The organism is Flammeovirga yaeyamensis (assembly GCF_018736045.1).
Classification (GTDB): Bacteria; Bacteroidota; Bacteroidia; order Cytophagales; family Flammeovirgaceae; genus Flammeovirga; species Flammeovirga yaeyamensis.
On record NZ_CP076132.1, the window covers coordinates 738,344 to 757,181 of the forward strand.

Annotated in this window: 10 protein-coding genes; 4 read left to right on the forward strand and 6 right to left on the reverse strand. The window is 36.0% G+C overall.

All coding sequences use genetic code 11. From position 1 onward, the window contains the following. Nucleotides 1-282 precede the first annotated feature (282 nt). The 3 genes from KMW28_RS02910 (at nucleotide 283) to KMW28_RS02920 (ending at nucleotide 6,268) form a co-directional block, all read left to right on the forward strand. Complete coding sequence (locus KMW28_RS02910) at nucleotides 283-1,353, forward strand: DUF1573 domain-containing protein (protein ID WP_169664968.1); 1,071 nt, start codon at nucleotides 283-285, stop codon at nucleotides 1,351-1,353. A 416-nt stretch (nucleotides 1,354-1,769) separates the two neighbouring features. Next, nucleotides 1,770-4,793 (forward strand): SusC/RagA family TonB-linked outer membrane protein, encoded by a 3,024-nt coding sequence (locus tag KMW28_RS02915; protein ID WP_169664967.1) that lies wholly within the window; start codon nucleotides 1,770-1,772, stop codon nucleotides 4,791-4,793. Between the two features lie 98 nt (nucleotides 4,794-4,891). After that, nucleotides 4,892-6,268 carry a RagB/SusD family nutrient uptake outer membrane protein gene (locus tag KMW28_RS02920; RefSeq protein ID WP_169664966.1) on the forward strand — a complete coding sequence of 459 codons (1,377 nt, stop codon included), beginning with the start codon at nucleotides 4,892-4,894 and terminating at the stop codon, nucleotides 6,266-6,268. A 233-nt stretch (nucleotides 6,269-6,501) separates the two neighbouring features. On the opposite strand, the gene KMW28_RS02925 is transcribed toward KMW28_RS02920, so the two are convergent. From KMW28_RS02925 to ruvB, 6 genes are all read right to left on the reverse strand, one after another. Then, the gene (locus KMW28_RS02925) at nucleotides 6,502-7,938 is read right to left on the reverse strand and encodes an efflux transporter outer membrane subunit (protein WP_215585793.1); all 1,437 of its coding nucleotides are present in this window, start codon (nucleotides 7,936-7,938) and stop codon (nucleotides 6,502-6,504) included. A 4-nt stretch (nucleotides 7,939-7,942) separates the two neighbouring features. Beyond that, entirely contained in the window at nucleotides 7,943-11,104 is a 3,162-nt protein-coding gene (locus KMW28_RS02930; RefSeq protein ID WP_169664964.1) for an efflux RND transporter permease subunit, read from the reverse strand. Then, nucleotides 11,104-12,285 carry an efflux RND transporter periplasmic adaptor subunit gene (locus KMW28_RS02935; protein ID WP_169664963.1) on the reverse strand — a complete coding sequence of 394 codons (1,182 nt, stop codon included), beginning with the start codon at nucleotides 12,283-12,285 and terminating at the stop codon, nucleotides 11,104-11,106. The genes KMW28_RS02930 and KMW28_RS02935 overlap by 1 nt, the downstream gene beginning before the upstream one ends. Nucleotides 12,286-12,523: 238 nt before the next feature. After that, complete coding sequence (gene glpK, locus KMW28_RS02940) at nucleotides 12,524-14,020, reverse strand: glycerol kinase GlpK (protein WP_169664962.1); 1,497 nt, start codon at nucleotides 14,018-14,020, stop codon at nucleotides 12,524-12,526. A 132-nt stretch (nucleotides 14,021-14,152) separates the two neighbouring features. Further along, nucleotides 14,153-16,375: a tetratricopeptide repeat protein gene (locus tag KMW28_RS02945; protein ID WP_169664961.1), complete on the reverse strand. Its 2,223-nt coding sequence runs from the start codon at nucleotides 16,373-16,375 to the stop codon at nucleotides 14,153-14,155. 96 nt (nucleotides 16,376-16,471) lie between these two features. Further along, entirely contained in the window at nucleotides 16,472-17,503 is a 1,032-nt protein-coding gene (gene ruvB, locus KMW28_RS02950) for a Holliday junction branch migration DNA helicase RuvB (protein ID WP_169664960.1), read from the reverse strand. Nucleotides 17,504-17,601: 98 nt separating this feature from the next. Between ruvB and KMW28_RS02955 the strand changes: the two genes are divergently transcribed. After that, nucleotides 17,602-18,837, forward strand: coding sequence for a M16 family metallopeptidase (locus KMW28_RS02955; protein ID WP_169664959.1), 1,236 nt, complete (start codon nucleotides 17,602-17,604; stop codon nucleotides 18,835-18,837). Nucleotide 18,838 lies beyond the last annotated feature (1 nt).

Consider the following 18,838-nt stretch of genomic DNA (forward strand, 5'->3'; position numbering starts at 1 on the left):
ATTATTAGGAGGCGTGATATTAATGCTTCCCACATTTTATATAGTAAAAAGTAGTAAAGTTAAACGACAAAGTTACTTTTTGATTAGTATATGGTCTTTAACGATATGGTTTTTTATTAGCTATATTAAAATAGAAATTTTAGGTTAATTTTGTAACCACTAAAAATATTGCATGACATCATTTTATGGTGTCATGTTTTTTTATGCTTAAAATACTCTTAATTCTTCAAAGCTTCTGTTTTAGTCATTATATTTGACGCTCAGACTTTGTTTCCCCATAATATGATTAAAAAGTTATTTGCCTTCCTTTTGTTAATCTTCGGATTAACCCTTACTACTTTTGCACAGTATGTACATTTTGAATCGGATAGTGTATTCTTAGGAAAACTATCGCATACAGAAGATACCCTTACCCAATCTTTTCCATTTGTTGTAGACGGAGCATCGAGCGTACAGATTGATACTGTCATTGCAGATTGTGCTTGTTTGCTACCAGAATACCCTTCAAAAGAGCTGAAAAAAGGAGAAAAAGGGGAAATTAAAGTGGCTTACGTTCCTTATAAGGCAGGGCCTTTTTCTAAAGAAATCATCGTAAAGTTTAAAGATAAATCGGTAGAGCAAGTTGTGAAATTTGCGGGTTTTATTCGACCTTATAAACTTTCTGCAGAACAGCTTTTCCCTTATGAAAACGGAGGTATCCGATGGGGACATAAAAAAGTGAGTTTTGGTAATCTAACAGCGCAAGGCATTACATCAAAAACAGTTTATTTTTATAATGATACGGACGATACGCTGTATTTTGAAAAACCGTCTTTATTGCCTGATCATCTTGGGATCTTAATTGATAGTACTCGCTATAGTGTGGGGCCAAAATCAGAAGGTTCGTTTGAATTATTTATCAAACCAGAAGATAGAGCAGAGTTTGGATATGCTCAAGATACAATCAATTTGGTATTGTCCAATCGTCAAGAAGATATCAAAAGTAAATTTGTAGTATCAGCATCAATTCATTATCCAGAATCACAAGGTGATGGCCCAAAGCCAAAAATGAATTTATCTAATACATACATCAATTTAGGAAATGTAAAAAATGATGGCCAAAAGATTGTATCATTCTCTGTAATGAATACAGGCGAAGTTCCATTGAAAATATTAAAAGTGGAAGCAAACCATGGCTTGGAATTACTTAGTGTAGAAGATGAAGATGTGCAGCCATTGGAATCATCAAATATAAATTTACGCTTTTTAGAAACAGCCAGAACGGGTAAAGAGGTGAGATCGTTTACCATTTTTACTAACGATCCTACAGATCCTGTGACGATCATTTCTGTAAAAGCGAATGTAGTGAAATAGAAAGATTACGCATAAATAATCTAAAAAGAGCCGAATTACTTTTAGAAAGTGATTCGGCTTTTTTATTGATTTATTTTCTTAAAAATGAAAATCAGTATAAGTTAAATTAATCTAAGCATTGTTATTAACAAATTCATGATCTATAAAAAGGTCTTTTCATCTTTAAAATACTGAACCAAGAATTTTAATTATATAGATTTAATAAAAAAGTAGAAAATTGTCTTGTTTTTAACTTTCAGTAAATCAGTGTATAAGGATTTGTATTTACAAATATTAAGTATGTGGGATTGAAATAATTATAAGTGTTATTGTGTCACTTAATTTTTTATTTATACATTTGGTTGACCAATGATTGGTATACTGGTCAACCAAAATAAAGTATGAAAAGTTAAAAGTGAACACATTTTTTTAATCCAATGTTAAAATTATTACTTCAAAAATGGCGTTTGTCGCATATCATTTTATTGATGACACTCGCTAGTTCTTCAATCTATGCACAAACAAAAATTTCTGGTACAGTCATCTCTCAAGAGGGTAGTCAACCTATCCCTGGCGTATCAGTATTAATCAAAGGAACAACAACAGGTGCAGTAACAGACTTTGATGGAAAGTACACTTTAATGTGTAACCCCGAAGATGTACTAGTTTTTAGTTACATCGGTATGCTTACTCAAGAAGTAGCAGTAAAAACACAAACCAAAATTGATATTACCATGGCAGAAGATGCCCAACAATTAAGTGAAGTTGTTGTAGTTGGTTATGGCGTTCAAAAGAAATCTCACCTTACGGGAGCTGTAGCAAAATTGGAAAACGATAATTTGGAAGAAATTCCGGTTGCTCGTGTAGACCAAGCTTTATATGGTAAGCTAGCAGGTGTCCAAATTCAAACTACAGACGGAGATGCTGGAGCAACACCTTACATTCAAATCCGTGGTCAAGCAACTATTAACGCAGGTAATGGACCACTTATCGTAGTAGATGGTTTTCCAATTCCAGATGATTTATCAGCAGTGGATATGAACGATGTGGCGTCCATCGAAGTCTTAAAAGATGCAGCTTCTGCTGCAATTTATGGATCAAGAGGAGCTAATGGTGTAATTATCATCACAACGAAAGAAGGTAAAAAGGGTAAAATGAAAGTTTCCCTGACTTCAAATTTAAGTTTAAGTACGCCAGCATTGGAATATGGATTGTACAATCCGAACTCATGGGCTGATTACGCATTAAACCGTCCGGGAATCTCTGAAACAAATAGAAACCAAATTAAACAAGCACAAGAGATTGGCTATAATTATGATGCGAACGATATCATGACTAGAAATGCTTTCTCTCAAACGTATCAATTAAACTTAAGCGGAGGAACGGATAATGTCAATTATTATATTTCTGGTCAAGCCCTAGACAACCAAGGTATTGTCGAAGGAAACGATTACACTAAATATTCAGTAAGAGCGAAGATTGATGCAAAACTGAATGAAAGAGTAAAAGTAGGTATCAATATGAACGTTTCTTCTCAAAGCAGAGATCGTATTGAAGTAAGAATGCATGATGTAGGACGTTCAGCGTCGTGGTTACCAACTCATCATAACGAAATGACTTCAGCATTAACAGGTTATCCTGTAGGATCTTGGGCAATGGAAGATCATTTTAATACTTCTGCTAATCCGAATTATACAGGGGTGACTATTCGTAATACCAACAACGTTAACGGTTACGCTAAATTAACAGGTAAGCCTAAAAACGAGCAGACGACTCGTGCTTTTGTCAACTCTTATTTATCTGTAAACATTGCAGATGGATTAGATTTCAAGACCACTTTAGGTGCTTATTACACAGATTTCAATCGTAACTTCTTCCAAACGACTTACGGTCACCGTAACGGAAATCCAGAGGCTCACGCAGTACACCAAAATACGGTCAACTTATTAAATGAAAACATCTTGAGTTATAATAAAACATGGGGTGATCATCAAATTTCTGCTATTGCAGGTTTTACTGCTCAGACAAATAGAAGACAAAGTCAGGAAATTAGAGGTAATGGTTTCTTAAATGATAAGGTGAGAGTCATCTCGGCGGCATCAAATATTTGGTTACACGATGCCTATGAAACAGGTGATAACTTAGCCTCTGTCCTTTCTCGTGTAAACTATGCTTACAAAGATAAATACCTAGTTTCATTAAGTTCAAGATGGGATGGTAGTAGCCGTTTTGGATCAAATAATCGTTGGGGATATTTCCCTGCAGCAAGTGTGGGTTGGAGAGTTTCAGAAGAACCATTCTTCCAAGGGATCAGAGAAGTGATTAGTGAAATGAAATTATCAACTTCTTACGGTACTACGGGTAACAACGCTATTGGTGATTACTTACATATCGGTAATATGGTAGCTGACAATTATGTTGGTGGTGGCGATAATATCGTTCCGGGATATATTCTTGATAATAAATCAAATAATGATTTAGGTTGGGAACGTACATTTGAATTCAATACGGGTGTTGACTTCGGATTCTTTGATAACCGCATCTTGTTAGGTGTTCAATATTACAGATCAACAACGGATCAATTACTTCTTGAGATGGATATTCCTGCAACTTCTGGTTTCGAACGCCTTTGGGTGAACCAAGGTAAAGTAAGAAACAGTGGTTTGGAATTGGAGTTGACAACAAGAAACATCGATAAGGATAATTTCTCTTGGACAACCAACGCGACTATTACAACGACTAAAAACGAGGTGTTGAACTTTGGTGAACATGAGTCGTTCCAATCGACGTGGGATTCTAAACGTCCTGCTCACTTTATGACTCAAATAGGATCGCCAATTTCTCAGTTCTATGGATATAGAGTGAAGCAAGAATTATCGGCTGAGGAGTTCCAAGTATATTGGCCAATTGGTGTGCAAGCAAGTAGTGTATATGTGCAAGACTTAAACGGAGATGGAGTAATTGATGAAAACGATATGGAAGTACTTGGACAAGCAAACCCTGATTTTGTTTGGGGCTTAACCAACAACTTGAGATACAAAAACTTCGATTTATCATTTACTATTCAAGGGTCTCACGGTGCATCGGTTTTAAATATTGATGACCATTATTTAGAAACTCACTGGGCTGGATCAAATGATAAGGATGGAGTAAATGTATTAGATCCTGATGCGACAAGATTGAAAACTGAAACAGATTGGCACGTTCAGGATGCATCATACATTGCATTACGTAACCTAACATTCGGTTATAATTTCCCTATGACGAACAGTAAAGCATTTAGAAGTGCTAGAGTATTCTTTGCAGGAAGTAATTTATTCTACATTACTGCTAAAGGGTATACAGGGTTGAATCCAGAAGGTATCAACGATGCTTTGACTACTGCTTATACACGTGGTTACCAAAGAGGACCAATGCCTGTAGCAAAGACTTTCTCTTTAGGTCTTAAACTAGACTTTTAATCAATAAACAACACATCATCACGGTCTTTTTTTGACAACAGACAAGTATTAAATAAAAGGCCGTGTTTTACTTCTTCCATAGAATTAAGACGACAATAATGAAACTAAAAAATATATTATCTGCAGCTTTGTTCGTGTCAGCATCAATGGGTATGACAAGCTGTGAAAGCTTCTTGGACTTAACACCTCCAACAACTATTGGTGAAAACAATTTCTTCGAAACTAACGATGAAATTGAATCAGCTACTATTGGTATCTATGCAGGCTTACAAGAATTTACGAACCAAGCTTGGGCCATAGATGGAATCTGTGATGATAACACTTTCCCTGGTACTGAAGGATTCTATAATCAAATGAATACATTTACCTTCAATACTTTTACAGGTTTCTTTTATGATTATTACAGATTATCGTACATGACAATCAACCGAGCGAATATGGTTTTGGAACATGTAGATAAAGTCACTGAAGAAAACCTCAGAAATCAACTTAAGGGTGAGGCCTTGTTCTTGAGAGCTTATTTGTATCATCAATTAGTACAAGCATATGGGCATGTTCCTTTAGTGCTAACACCTATTGCTCATGATGATTACACAGCAATGAGGAATGATAAAACTGTGGCAGAAATTTATACTCAGATTTCAGCAGATTTAGAAATGGCTATTCCATTACTTCCTGCATCATATAATGGGAGTGATTTAGGTCGTGCTACTTCTTGGGCAGCTAAAGGTATTTTGGCTAAAGTGAGAATGAATACAGATAATAATTCAGGTGCTAAATTATTATTGGAGGATATTATTAATAATGGTCCGTTCTCTCTTCAAGAGGATTATAAATCAATTTTTGAGAACGAAATGAACAGTGAAATCTTATTCGCTGTTCGTTATAGCGCTGGTAATAATGAGCATCAGACATTCTCTTATGAGTTTAGTGCAAGAGGTACTTTTGGTGGTGTTCAGGCTACTCAATCGTACTTAGATTTATTCGATGCGACGGATATTCGTAAGGAGGCTAGTTCAGGAGAAGATCAAGGTAAAATAGTGGTCGATAAATATAGCTCTGTTGGTGCTGATGCAGAACAATCTGGTGTTGATTGGGTGGTTTTACGTTTAGCAGATGTGAAATTATTGTATGCAGAAATTCTAAATGAGGAAGGTAATCAGCAAGGAGCAGTTGATATTATTAACGAGATTCGTACTCGAGCAAAAGCTTCTGCTGTAACCGCAACTACACCTGCAGAGGTAGCAGAAGCAGTGGCTTTGGAACGTCGTTTGGAATTGGCGTTTGAAGGACATCGTTGGCAAGATTTAAAACGTTATGGAATGCCTTACGCTATGGATGCTATAAATGCTTACTATTTATATGATGATATAAATGGAGGTGATATTCAAGAATTGCATAAAATCTTCCCACTTCCTCAAAGAGAAGTAAACGTTTCTCAAGGAGCGATTATCCAGAATGAAGGATATTTATAATAGCATATGATTGATTTATGATAGAAGCCTAATACTTTTAGGTGAAAAAGGCTACCATGTAATAGTGGTGGCCTTTTGTGTTGTATTAATAACTATCGATAAGCTTTACAGTGCATTGGCAATTCTTATATAAGGGTAATGAGTAATTTTTAATAAAGGTTACACAAAAACAAAAAGAGGTTGATTCAAACAATTTGAATCAACCTCTTTCTTATTTATAAGGCTTAACAATACTAGTTATTTTGCTGTTCTGCTTCAGCCTTTTCTTCTCTTGTGATCCATCCACCACCTAAAGCTTTATAAAGCTGAATGTATGAAACTAAGATTCTACTTTTGACATTGATAAAGTTAAGTTCTGCTTCGAATGCCTGACGTTGCTGTTCCAAGTATTCTAAGTAACTCGTAACACCTCTATCGTAACGTTCTTTTGATAAACGTTCAGCATTTCTAGCTGCTCTAACATGACGCTCTCTTGCAATAAGCTCTTCTCTATAGAATTGTACCGAGGCTAAAGCATCTTCTACTTCTTGGAAAGCCAATATTACAGATCTTTCATATTCTGCAATTGAAGCTTCCAATCTAGCTTTTTCTACTTCAACTCTACGTTTGTTTTTACCCCATTGGAAAAGTGGTCCTACGATTCCAGCACCTAGGTTCCAAGCTCCCGCAGCTGAGTTTGTAGTACTTAAAAACTCTGTTGCAGCTCCGGCAAAACCTGTTAAACTAATAGTAGGAAAACGTTGTGCAATAGCTGAACCTACTTTGGCATTTTGAGACATAATAGCATGCTCAGCTCTTTGTAAATCGGGTCTTCTCAATAAAAGATCTGAAGGAATACCGGCAGGGATAATTGGCGGTTTCTTTTGATCATCTAATTCGAAATCTACTAGGAAACCTCTCGGGTTTTCTCCCAATAATACCGCCAAAGAGTTTTCAGACAATGCGATAAGTCTTTTGTAGGTTGGTACAGAAGCTGCTGCAATTGCCTGCTGAATTTGTGCTTGGTTCAAATCAATCTCTGGTATATAACCAAATTCATATCGGTCGACCATAATTTGAATAGAGCTATCTCTTGAAGCCAATGTTTCTTCAGCAACTTTTAAACTTGCGTGATTTTCAAGAAGTCGAATGTAGGCTTCGGTTACCCCAGCAATAACTGATAATTGTACCGCTCTAAGTCCATAAAGCGTACCTTTATAATCGGCCATTGCTGCCTCAGAAAGTCTTCGGTTTTTACCCCAAAGGTCAATCTCCCAATTTAATTGAGCTCCCCCGTAGTAACTTAATGCAGCACCTTGTGGATTAACAAACCCACTGTAATTACCATAATTTACACCGGCAGCATATTCTAAACCTGGACGAGTTTGTACTTTTTGCATGCGGTACAACTTCTGAGCCTCTACAATACGTTGCATTGCTATATCAACATCTTGATTATTTTCAAGTGCAGTAACAATTAATGTATCAAGTAGTGGATCACTAATAAGTTCCCACCACGCAATAGTATCAGATGCAGTACTTACTAAAGTATCCGTACCAAAGCGATAATCAGCCGGAGTGACAACATCCGGAGACTGATAGTCTTTACCCATCTTACAACTCCACATGAGTTGTGAAGCGAAGAGGAGTATGAATATTTGTTTGAAATTTATATTTCTAAGTATGTTCATCTTTCTATGCTTCTGATGTGTTCGATTTTTCTCTATCTTTTTCATAACCTGCAATTTTACCTACAAGCACGAATAACATTGGATATAAGAATAGACCTAAAATGGTTGCCATACCCATACCACCAAGAAGTGCCATACCCATTACTTTACGTGCCTCTGCACCTGATCCGGTAGCAACAACCAATGGTAAAACACCTAGGATAAATGAGAAGGCCGTCATTAAGATAGGACGGAATCTTAGTTTTGCAGATTCTAATGCCGCATCAAATAGAGACAATCCTTCATCGAATTTTAATTTGGCAAATTCGACAATCAGAATGGCGTTCTTTGCAGCCATGGCAATCAACATTACTAATGATATTTGAGCAAATATGTTGTTCTCGTAACTTTCACTAAAGAATCTTGCTACCCATAATAGGAAGAAGGCACCGAAAATGGCGAATGGAGTTCCCAATAGAATACTAAATGGCATCGACCATGATTCGTACTGTGCTGCGAGAATCAAGAATACGAAGATTAATGAGAAGGCGAAAATGATAAATACAGATCCAGATGATTTCTTTTCTTGGTAGGACATACCATTCCAAGAGAAAGTCATGTTATCCGGAAGGACTTCTTTCGCTACTTCTTCTAATGCGTCCATTGCTTGACCGGAACTGTATCCTTTGGCAGGAGAACCGGTAACTTCTACAGAACGAAGTAAGTTAAATCGGTTAGTAAATTCTGGTCCACTAATTTTTTCAACATTTACTAAAGTTGATAAAGGAACCTTTGCTCCACTTGCCGATTTTACATAGAACATATCCAACTGCTTCTCGTCGTTTCTATATTCAGGCTCTGCTTGTACATATGCTCTGTATAGACGACCAAAACGGTTGAAGTCGTTAATATAAGATCCTCCAAGGAAGGCGGCGAATGTGGTATAAACATCATCCAGACTAACACCTAATTTTAAGATCTTATCTTTATTTATATCAATAAATCTTTGAGGTACACTAGATTCAAAAGTAGTAAATGCCATACCAATTTCTGGTCTTGCATTGGCCGCTTTAATGAATTCATTGGTGTAATTGGCTAGATAATCTGGGGTATTACCTCCTTTATCTTGGATCATGATACTGAAACCTGATCCATTACCTAAACCTGGAATGGCTGGAGGGCCAAAGGCAAAGATTTTTGCTTCATTAATCTGTGTAGCAAATAAATAATTTAGTTTATTCACTACCTGCTTGGCTGTTAATTCTCTTTCATCCCAACTTTTTAAAGTGACGAAGAAGAAAGCCGAGTTAGTAGAGTTACTACTTGAAAGAAGTGAATAACCTGCTACTGTAGTATTCATGTCGATTTCAGGAACTTGAGCAACGATCTTTTCAACCTTTTGGGCTAAATCGTTTGTTCTCTGTAATGATGAAGCTACTGGTAATTGAGCGTTGATATAGATGTATCCTTGATCTTCTTCTGGAATGAAACCAACAGGTACTTTAACACCTAACCATCCTGCAGCTAGTAGTGTAACTCCAATAAATGCACAACTCATCAGAATCTTACGAGTGGCAATTTTAGTTACACTGAGGTATGATTTTGTAGATCTATCGAAAACGTTATTGAAGACCTTAAAGAATGCTCCCAATGGACCTCCTACCGGTTCTGTTTTTCTTAGTATCAATCCACAAAGTGCAGGCGATAATGTTAAGGCGTTTAATGAAGAGAAACATACTGATACAGCTACTGTAATGGCAAATTGTTGGTACAATCGACCGGTAATACCCGACATGGCTGCCACAGGAATAAATACGGCAACAAGTACTAGAGTAGTGGCAATTACAGGAGCGGTTACTTCGCCCATTGCTTTATTGGTAGCGTCCTTAGGACTATACCCTTCTTCGAGATATACCTGTACGGCGTCTACTACTACAATGGCATCATCCACTACAATACCAATAGCGAGTACGAGACCGAGAAGTGATAGTACGTTAATTGTAAAACCTAAGAGTGGGAATAGCATAAATGCCGCCACTAGGGATACTGGAATCGCCATTGTTGGTACCAATGTCGCTCTCCAGTCTTGGATAAACACATATACTACCAATATTACAAGTAGTAGGGCAACGAATAATGTTTCAATAATTTCGTTGATACCCGCTGTAATAGGTTTTGTTGAATCAAGTGATACTTTATAATCAATACCGTTAGGGAAGTCTTCTTTTAGTGCTTCCATTTTAGTGATCATTTGATCCGCTAAATCTACCGCATTTGATCCTGGTGCTTGATAAATGGCAATTACCGCACAGTTGTTACCGTTCAGACGAGTAAATGCTGAATATGTTTCAACACCTAATTCAATTCTAGCTACATCGCTTAATAGTACTCGGCTACCATCCTTGTTGGTTCTAACAACGATGTTCCCAAATTCTTCTTCTGATTGAAGACGGTCTGGAAGTAGTACTGTGTAAGTGAATTCTGTACCTTTAGGAGCAGGTTCTGCACCAAATTTACCGCCTGGAACAATCACGTTCTGATTAGAGATCGCATTCTTGATTTCAGGGATAGTTAAATTCAGTTTGGCTAATCTATCTGGTTTTACCCAAATACGCATCGAATAATCTGATGTACCTAATACAGCAACACTACCAATACCTTTTGTTCTTGCCAACACGTCTTTGATATTAATCAAAGAGTAGTTACCTAAGAAGTTTTGATCATATCTACCATCAGGAGAGGTCAAAGTGATCAACATTAAGATGTTTGGAAGTGATTTCTCCGTTTTTACACCTGTTCTTTTAACGGCGTCCGGAAGTTTAGGAGTGGCAGTAGCTACACGGTTTTGTGTAAATACCGTACTCATATCTGGATCTGTACCGATTTCAAAAGAAGTTTGGATTTGTAAAGTACCATCGTTAGAGTTGATGGACTTCATATAGATCATGTTTTCTACACCATTAATTTCTTGTTCCAAAGGTGTAGCTACAGATTGTTCTACGTTAAGTGCACTCGCTCCTGTATAAGTTGCAGATATTTTTACAATAGGAGGAGTAAGGTTGGGGTACTGTTCAATAGGAAGTCCTAGAATCGAAACACCACCAACGATGGTCATGATAATGGCAATGACCATGGCGACAATCGGTCGCCTCACAAAAAAGTTTGATTGAATTTGTTCCTTGCTCATTATGCTCCTTCGTGCTGTGATTCGAATTGGACTACTTTGTATTTGATTGTTGCTCCTTCACGAACTTTTTGAAGTCCTTCTAGAACAATCTTTTCTCCTTTTTTCAAGCCCTCTCTAACAAGGAAGTAATCTTTGTAAGAGTGTCTAGCTAATTTGATAGCTCTTTGAGCAACTTTTCCTTCTTTGTTAACAACAAACACGGAATATTTGCCTTGGAATTCCATTACGGCTCTTTGAGGAACCAACACACCATCTTTTACAATTTCAATGGTAGATCTCACCTTAGCAAATTGTCCAGGTCTAATTAGTCCTTCGTTATTAGGGAATGTCGCTTGAATTAAAATGGCACCTGTATTCGCATCTACATTACGATCTAGGAAATCGAAATGTCCTTTATGATTATATACTGTGTTATCAGAGAAGATCAAATCTAATTTATTGACATCCTCATTTTCGCTTTGTCTTCTTTCGTTTTCTTTGTTATTAATAGAATAACGAGCTAATCTTAAATAATCATTTTCATTGATATAGAACCTCACATTTACAGAATCGATTCTTGAAACAGTATTCAAGATAACTGGGTTTGGATCTCTACCAACGAATTCACCTACTTTAGCTTCAGTTCTACCAATGATACCAGAAATTGGCGACTTAATAGTCGTATATCCCAATTCGATTTGAGACATTCTTAAATTTGCCTTAGCTGCAGCAACCATAGATTCGGCAGCATCCTTTTCTGCTTGAGCAGCATCAAGGTCTGATTTAGAAACGGCATTTTTTTCTGCCAAAGGTTTAATTCTGGCTAAATCGTTTTTCGCACGTATTAAAGTAACTTCAGCTTCTGCTAATTTACTTTTTAACATAGTTACTTCAGCAGCATACGTCTGAGGATCGACTGTATATAACAGTTGACCTTTTTTAACTCTGCTACCTTCTTTGAAGTGAATACCTTCCAAGTAACCTTCTACTCGAGAACGGATAGGAATATCTTTTGTACCATAAACTTGGCCAACAAAAGATTTTGAAATGGGTACATCTTGAACGATCACTTCTGTTACAGGAATTTCGATTTGCGGAAGTTGAGATGTAGGTTTCTCATCTCCTCCACAACTCATCAAAAAGTTTGTAATCAGAAAGAGCGTTACTAGTTTTAAAACGGCTCTAAAGAAATTAGATGTCATTATGTTAGGTTGTGTAGTTAAATGTTTACTATAGAATATCAATATGAGGTTTTCATCAGCTGATAAAACCTCTCTAGAAAATAAGAGCAATACCACTTTTATCTTCATCGCACTAATTCAAAAGTCAACTTTTTATCAGGGTACTCATTTTTAGTTTGGGTTAAAATGAGTGTAGAAAATTAAAGTGAATTGAATTAATAAAAAACTTAAAGCAAATTTATAGAATATTTGTAAATGATCAGTCTTTATCCCACGAAAAACTTCGTTTTACTCCTTTTTTCCATTGTTTATAAACTCTATTTTTAGATTCTTGGCAATTATCTGGATTAAATGTCTTCTCAACCGACCAAATTTTTTCCAATTCATCAATATCTTTCCAATAACCAACAGCTAATCCTGCTAAAAAAGCAGCTCCCATAGCCGTTGTTTCCATCGTTTTTGGACGTACCACTTGAGTGGAAGCAATGTCACTTTGAATTTGCATCAGTAGATTGTTTGCAGAAGCACCACCATCTACTCTCAACTCTTTAGTCGATTTATTTGTATCTGCTTCCATCGCTTTCAAAACGTCATACGATTGGAATGCGATTGCTTCTAAAGTTGCACGAACAATATGTCCTCTTGATGTTCCTCTTGTAAGACCTAAAATGGTACCTCTTGCATATTGATCCCAATGAGGAGCACCCAGTCCAGCCAATGCAGGAACAAATACCACACCTCCACTATCTTTTACCTCTTTGGCAATTTTTTCGGTGTGCTTTGCCTTTTTGATGATACCAAGACCATCTCGAAGCCATTGTATCGCGGCACCTCCAATAAAGACACTTCCCTCTAATGCATAGTTGGTGGTGTCTCCAATTTTCCAGGCAATTGTGGTTAATAATTTATTTTTTGAAACCACTGGTTTTTTTCCAGTGTTCATTACGATAAAACAACCCGTACCATAAGTGTTTTTTGCCATGCCTTTTTTTAAGCAAAGCTGACCAAATAATGCCGCTTGTTGATCTCCTGCAATTCCGGCAATAGGAATTTTACTGGCAAATAAGGTAGTGGCTGTTTTTGCATACACCTCACTACTTGATTTTACCTCGGGCAACATTGATTTTGGGACATCAAAAATTTCGAGTAACTCTTTATCCCATTGTAGCTTATGGATATCAAATAGCATGGTTCTACTCGCGTTGGTTACGTCGGTAACATGTACTTTTCCTCGAGTAAGTTTCCAAATCAACCAACTATCCACTGTACCAAATTTCAATTTTCCTGCTATAGCCTTTTCTTTGGCCTCCTTGACATTATTCAGGATCCAATTAATTTTACTAGCAGAGAAATAAGCATCGATGATGAGCCCCGTTTTATTACGAATCAAATCAGCATATTTCTTCTTTAATTTATCGCAAAATTTAGAGGTTCTTCTGTCTTGCCAAACAATAGCATTATAAATAGGTTGTCCGGTATCTATATCCCAAACAATGGTGGTTTCTCTTTGGTTGGTAATTCCAATCCCTGCAATATTTAACCCCGTTAAACCGCCTTCAGCAATGGCTTCTGCAGCTACAGAAACTTGTGTAGCCCATATTTCATTGGGGTTGTGTTCTACCCATCCACTCTTTGGGAAAATTTGTTTGAATTCTTTTTGGGCGACAGAAATAATGTCACCTTTTTTATCAAAGATAATAGCGCGAGAACTTGTTGTTCCCTGGTCTAAGGAGAGTATATATTGGTTATCAGGCATTATAGTGATCATTAGTCGTTATTTACTTGAATTTTTTCCTAATATCTTTTTTAAGAAAAAATCACCCAAGTAACTATCACTAATTTAATAATATCTCTGATGGATAAAAAATGTATTTAGTGAATACAAATTTTATTTTTTGATTTTAAAATTGAATCCTAATACTAAGGTATCATCTGTAGCATTGTATTCTAGATCTTTTGAAGGAGATCTCCAATTCCAGTAAGTATTCTTCAGTTGTTTTTTCTGATCTGCCATATTCTGATGATTGATTTTAGATAATAATTTACGAAGGTTAGGCTCTTTAAACTTCTTATTATTTAAACCACCAAACTGATCAGAGAATCCATCAGAATACATATAAACCTTAGTATCTGATGTTAATTTCTTGCTATGTCTAATGAAAGTAGACTCTTTACCAATTAGTGTATCACAGATAGACTTTTTGGTACCTTTAATGTAATATTCTCCATCCTCATCTATAATGTAAACAGGTCTTCTTGCTCCAGAGAATTCTAATGTTTCTGTTTCAAAATTATAGGTGATAATAGAGGCATCTACTCCTGTAAGGCTTTGCTCAATATTATTTTCATCTTTAATTCTATCATCCAATTCCTCAAGAATTTCATCTGGGTGAATAATTTCATCATTGATGATATCATTTAATGTTTTTATGCATAAAGTAGCCATCAAAGAAGCAGGGGCACCGTGCCCAGTACAGTCCATCAAAGTAATAAATAATCGACCATGTTTGTATTCCATATGATATACATCTCCACTTACTTCTTGTATAGGTTGCCAAAAAATAAAATGATCAGGAATTACCTCTTTTACTCTATCAGATAAAGCAATTAATGAGTATTGAATTTTTCTTGCAAATCGTAAACTCTCAATAAGCTCGCTGTGGATTGAAGTAATCTCCCTATTCTGTTCTTTAATTAATTGATGCGTCTTTTTTCCTCTTTGGTGTATAAAGAAAATAAATACCATAAAAGTGAATAAAAACAAGCACAAGACAAGTAGGAAAATAGAAATACGATGCTGAAAAGAAATTTGCTGATTTTTAAGTAAGGTATCTTTATGAAGCTGATCGATAAGTAGTTTTTGTTCCTTCGATTCAAACTGTTTATTCAATTTAGCCATCACCTCTTTTTCTTTGGAATTATTTACCTCAGTATTTACTTCTGCATATAAAAGCTGATAGTTGTAGGCTTTTTTATAATCTCCGGAAGCAGATAAGCATTTATGAATTAACAGGAGTGTGTTTCTATATTCTACCCTGTAGTGAGTACTTTGTTGATAATATTTTTCTGCTTTAAAAAGGTAAGTAATCGCTTGCTTGTATTTTTTTTGATTGTATAGTATTTCCCCCTTTAAATAAGAGGCTTTCATAATACCATTTAGATTATCAATTTGTTTGAAAACCTTTAGAGCTCTATTGATATAAGATTCTGCATGAACTAAATCTTCTTTCTCTATGTAAGTGTTTCCAATATTTGTAAGGGTCTCTGCTACTCTAAATTGTTGATTTCCTAATTCATCGAAAATATTTAAAGCCGTAAAGAAAAATTGTAAAGCTTCATCTTTCTTTTGCATTAAATGATAGACAGAGCCTTTATTACTATTCGCTAATGCAATTCCTTTTTGATCGTTGATTTCTCTACAGAGTACCTCCGCTTTATTAAAGTAATCGATGGCCGTTTCATAATCTCTTGTAATGAGCATTACTTGACCAATATTATTACAGGCAATTGCTTGATCTTTTGGGAGATCATGAAGCTTATTTAATTCTAAATCTTTGAAATAATATTCAAGTGCTTCAGTATAATCACCTTTAATTTTATGCGCAGCACCTATATTGTTATAAGCGATTGACATACCAACATAATCATCATCCAATGCCAAAAATTCAACAGCTTTTTGATAAAAATGTATGGCTGAATCGTATTGATTGAGATATCTTGAATTTCTAGCAAGGGTGAGATATATATCGCCAGCTAATGCTTTTGTTTCTTCTGATTTTATAAAGTCAATAGCTTTTAAGCCTTCTATTTGACCTTTTTGGAATTGTCTATTTTTGTATAAACTTTTGGTTAAAAATAGGTATAGCTGTGCCATCTCTCCATTCATTTTGTGCCTACGAGCAATGACTAATCCTTCGTAGGACAATGAAATGGCAGAATCATATTTTTTTTCATTAAACAGGCGCGCAATTGTCGTGTTAAGAGAATCGAGTCCATAAAAATTATGGTGCTCAACTTTTTTTAATTCCTCAGAAGTAGCCTGTTCGTTAGTTTTATTACAACCGCTAAATATAAATATACTTGCAGTTAATAGTGACAGAAAGAATTTCAATTATCTAATGTTGATAGTGTTGTTAATAAAATACACACAAAGTGTACCATAAAAATAAAGGATTGAATCTAATTTAGACCAATCCTTTACCATTTCTTAAAACAATGACCCCTGATTTCCATCAGAAGGGGGTATAATTCCCAAATGTTCGTATGCTTTTAAGGTAACTTCTCTACCGCGAGAGGTTCTTTTGATAAATCCTTCTTGAATTAAAAAAGGTTCATAAACTTCTTCAATCGTCTCAGCTTCATCACCACAGGCTGTAGCTATTGTGTTGATTCCCACAGGGCCACCTTTGAATTTTTCAATGATGGTGGTGAGAATACGATTGTCCATTTCGTCCAAACCTCCTTGATCCACATTAAGTGCACCCAAAGCCATTTTTGCAATATCAAGATTGATGGTTCCATCTCCTTTAATCTCTGCAAAGTCTCTTGTTCTTCTCAAAAGATTATTTGATATTCTTGGCGTTCCTCTACTTCTTCTGGCAATTTCAAATGCAGCATCTTCATTAATTGGTGTCTGTAAAATTCCCGAAGATCTCTTTACAATCGTAGAAAGTAAAGCAGAATCATAATACTGCAGTCGCGCATTGATACCAAAACGAGCTCGAAGTGGAGCTGTTAATAAGCCCGATCTCGTTGTTGCTCCAATGAGAGTGAAAGGGTTTAAATCAATTTGTATGGTACGGGCACTTGGTCCCGAGTCCAACATAATATCAATTCTAAAATCTTCCATGGCAGAATATAAATATTCTTCCACAACAGGATTTAAACGGTGTATTTCATCAATAAATAATACATCGTTTTCCTCTAAGTTGGTTAAAAGTCCGGCTAAATCACTAGGCTTTTCTAAAACAGGGCCGGAAGTTATTTTTATTTCCGCCTCCATTTCGTTGGCAATAATGTTGGAAAGGGTGGTTTTACCCAAACCCGGAGGGCCGTGTAGCAAGACATGATCAAGAGGCTCACCTCTCTTTTTGGCTGCTAGCACAAATATTTTTAGGTTCTCGACAATCTTATCCTGACCGGTAAAGTCATCAAAGGAAAGGGGTCTTAATGCACGCTCAATATCTCGATCGGAATCAGAGAACCCTGAATTGTCACCATTTAAATAGTCTTCTCGCATATTGTAAAATCTATAGAAAACAAAGGTAGTAAAATGTTTTAAACCTTTGTATTGTGGTTAGGGTCTACTAACTTTATTGGTCAAATAAAAAATATAGAATGATTCACTTTAATGAGTTTGTCCTTGATAACGGTTTAAAGGTATTCGTATTGGAAGACCAAACGGTTGCTTCGGCGGTTGTCAATATAATGTATGATGTAGGCTCTAAGGATGAGGATCCTGAAAAAACGGGTTTTGCTCACCTCTTTGAACATTTAATGTTCGGTGGTTCAGTAAATGTGCCTTCATTTGATACTCCTATTCAAAAAGTAGGTGGATCTAATAATGCTTTCACTTCACCTGATATTACCAACTATTATATCACTTTACCCGCTCAAAATATTGAAACGGCATTTTGGTTGGAATCTGACCGTATGTTGAGTCTTTCCTTCGACCCTAAAGTTTTAGAGGTACAACGAAAAGTGGTCATAGAAGAATATAAGCAAAGGTATATTAACCAACCCTATGGTGATGTATGGCATATTTTAAGAAAAATGGCCTACAAAAAGCATAGTTACCAATGGCCTACTATCGGAAAAGAAATTAAGCATATTGAAGACGCTACTATGGATGATGTGAAAGCATTTTTCCATAAGTATTATGTACCTTCGAATGCTGTAATGGTGGTGGCAGGAAATGTGAAGACGGAAGAGGTGAAACGTTTAAGCCAAAAATGGTTTGGACCTATACCTGCAGGGGTGAAACCACTTCGAAATATTCCTGTGGAACCAAAACAAACGGAAGCCAGATTCCAACAAGTTGAAAAGGATGTACCAATCGATATGTTATATAAAGTATGGCATATGGAAGGAAGAAAGGAAAAAGAATATTATACTTCCGATCTTGTAAGTGATTTAATGGGAAGAGGTAAATCTTCTATTTTATATCAAAAACTCGTTAAGGAAGAGCAACTTTTCTCTGGTATTAATGCTTATATCACCGGATCATTTGATCCCGGTTTATTATGTATTACTGGTAAATTATCTGATGGTGTTTCACTGGAAACAGCCAATCAAAGTTTAAACCAAGTAATCAAAGATTTCAAGAATACAGAATTTACTGAAGAAAATATGAATAAGGTGAAAAACTTGGCAGAATTCTCGATGACTTACGGGAAAACAGAAATTCTTCCTCGTGCCATGTCGATCGCTTTCGGTGCTTTACTAGGCAATCCTAATTTAATTAACGAAGAAGAAGAACTACTTAGAAATGTTCAGTTAGAAGATGTGATGACAAAAGCAAAGTCTATTCTGAAAGAAGAAAGTTGTTCTACACTTTTTTATAAGGCAAAATAAT

What these genes read in the sequence shown, in the direction of transcription:
- KMW28_RS02910 (WP_169664968.1), top strand. Translation starts at nt 283, where the DNA reads ATGATTAAAAAGTTATTTGCCTTCCTTTTGTTAATCTTCGGATTAACC.
- KMW28_RS02915 (WP_169664967.1), top strand. Translation starts at nt 1,770, where the DNA reads ATGTTAAAATTATTACTTCAAAAATGGCGTTTGTCGCATATCATTTTA.
- KMW28_RS02920 (WP_169664966.1), top strand. Translation starts at nt 4,892, where the DNA reads ATGAAACTAAAAAATATATTATCTGCAGCTTTGTTCGTGTCAGCATCA.
- KMW28_RS02925 (WP_215585793.1), bottom strand. Translation starts at nt 7,938, where the DNA reads ATGAACATACTTAGAAATATAAATTTCAAACAAATATTCATACTCCTC.
- KMW28_RS02930 (WP_169664964.1), bottom strand. Translation starts at nt 11,104, where the DNA reads ATGAGCAAGGAACAAATTCAATCAAACTTTTTTGTGAGGCGACCGATT.
- KMW28_RS02935 (WP_169664963.1), bottom strand. Translation starts at nt 12,285, where the DNA reads ATGACATCTAATTTCTTTAGAGCCGTTTTAAAACTAGTAACGCTCTTT.
- glpK (WP_169664962.1), bottom strand. Translation starts at nt 14,020, where the DNA reads ATGCCTGATAACCAATATATACTCTCCTTAGACCAGGGAACAACAAGT.
- ruvB (WP_169664960.1), bottom strand. Translation starts at nt 17,503, where the DNA reads ATGCGAGAAGACTATTTAAATGGTGACAATTCAGGGTTCTCTGATTCC.
- KMW28_RS02955 (WP_169664959.1), top strand. Translation starts at nt 17,602, where the DNA reads ATGATTCACTTTAATGAGTTTGTCCTTGATAACGGTTTAAAGGTATTC.